At 69.1% G+C, this 1,426-nt stretch carries 1 protein-coding gene; it reads right to left on the reverse strand.

Translation table 11 applies throughout. The features are described 5' to 3' along the window. On the reverse strand, positions 1–766 hold a 766-nt coding region (locus K353_RS33540; RefSeq protein ID WP_111557245.1), incomplete at its 3' end, for a glycoside hydrolase family 11 protein. Positions 767–1,426: the final 660 nt, after the last annotated feature.

A 1,426-nucleotide genomic window follows, 5' to 3' on the forward strand; every position in this document is an offset into this window, starting at 1 on the left:
AGCCGGTGACGGTGACGTTGAGGTTGTAGCGGTCGCTCCAGGAGGTGCCGGCGGAGAGGGTGGCGGTGCAGCTCCCGCCGCCGGTGCCACCGCCCCCGGTACCCCCGCCGCCGGTGGAGGAGCCGACGGTGAGGTTGGAACTGCCGCTGCTCTGGTAGCCCTCGGTGGCCAGGATCTCGTAGTTCATGCTGCCGAGGTTCATGCCGTACCTGGCCCACGCGTCGAAGTGGTTGCCGACCGTGATGGTGCCGCCGGTCCGCTTCGACTGGCGGACGCTCCAGTACTGGTTGAAGGTCTTGTTGCCCTCGATGGAGGGGGCGTTGACCCGGGTGGTCTCGTAGATGTCGTAGGTGCCGCCGTCGCTGGTGACGGTGCCCTTGTAGGTGCCGGTGGGCTTGTACGAGCCGTAGTTCTCGACCACGTAGTACTCGACCAGCGGGTTGGTGGTCCAGCCGTACAGCGACAGGTAGGCGTTGCCGCTGGTGCTCCAGGTGCCCGAGTAGGTCACCGGGTTGCGCGAGCCGGTGCTCCAGCCCTTGCCGGCCACGAAGTTCCCGGCGTTGGTCCAGGAGGTGCTGTAGCTGCCGCCGCCGTTCAGGGACATCGAGGCCGCACCGCTGCCCTCGGTCCAGAACGAGTAGAAGTACCCGCCGTCGTTGCCGGTCTGGTTGCCGGTGACGGTCGCGGCGTCGGCGGTGCCCGGCAGCACCACGACCGCCGCGAGGGCCAGCGGGAGGACGCGTGCCGTGCGGACGAGCCGCCACATCCGGCCGGCCCGGGGGCTCGTGGGGTGGGGGAGTGTCACGAGGGGATCCGTTCTGCGAGGGGTGGGTGGGGGTGCCGCGCCGCGCTGTCCCTGATCCGGCGTCAACAGGCGTGCGCCGGACGCGGATCGGCGCGTACGGCCCGGGCCCTGGGCCGTACGGACTTGTCGACGGCGACAGTGTTGGGCGGCGCTCGACGGGCTGTCAACGCTTTCGACACGACTTCCGAATGCGTCGGTCGCCGCCTCGATGGGGTGGGGCCGGCGAAATCACTGGTGGAGCTGGGTTTTTCCGGCTCCCCACCTCCGGCGTCGAGGGCGGAGCGTGCGGTTTCGATGGCGCTCGGCTGGCCGGTGCGGCATAATTTTCGGCAACACGCTTCCGAAATTTTCGAAACCGGGGAGGGGTGGGCCGGGACTCCGGGGCGGTTCGGCGTGAGGGTGGGAATTCCCCGGGAAGGGCGGCGCGGATGCGGCGGTATTTCCCCGGCGGGGAATTCGTCGGGCCGTGCTCGATTTCTTCTGGTGTGTACACGGTTCGACGGCGGGGAATTCCCGGTGCGACCCCGGCGGTGGGGGTCAGGTGGTGGTGCAGGTGGTGGTGGGCCAGGTGGTGGAGCCGTTCTTCATGATGGTCATGCCCCAGGTGTTGCCGGAGCCGTT

Origin of the sequence: Kitasatospora sp. SolWspMP-SS2h (genome assembly GCF_003259315.1) — a bacterium.
Lineage (GTDB): Bacteria > Actinomycetota > Actinomycetes > Streptomycetales > Streptomycetaceae > Kitasatospora > Kitasatospora fiedleri.